Annotated in this window: 1 protein-coding gene; it reads right to left on the reverse strand. The window is 58.9% G+C overall.

The window, feature by feature from the left end; all coding sequences use genetic code 11:
• The coding region (locus ACNPNW_RS06475; protein WP_448766777.1) for a polyketide synthase dehydratase domain-containing protein at positions 1 to 409 on the reverse strand (409 nt) is incomplete at both ends.

The following is a 409-nucleotide window of genomic DNA, read 5'->3' on the forward strand; positions in this document are numbered from 1 at the left end:
AGGCCTGCAATGCCGAATCCAGCAGGCACGGATGCAGCATGTAATCTTGCTGCGTCTCCGCGAGAATGGCCGGAAGCGACAGCTTCGCCAGCACCTGTCCGTCTCCGGTATACACGGTATCCAGGCCTTGATGACCTTTGCCATATTCAAGACCGGATGCTGCAAAGGCTTCGTAACACTCTGCGGAGGGCAAGGTTCGTCCCTTGCAGGCCGCCTTCAGCGCGGTCAGATCCACGGAGGCCGCTTCGAGGCCCGCTTGTACTTCTATGGTCCCTTGGCTGCAGAATGTATCGCCCTCGCCTTTCTCCAGGTAGACTTCATAATCGATCTCCCCGTTCTCTTGAGGATCGAGGCCGATATGCACCTGAACCGGCTCGTCTCCCGCTGTGACCGGGCTGGCCCAGACGAT

The sequence above is a fragment of the Acinetobacter endophylla genome, from assembly GCF_053543775.1.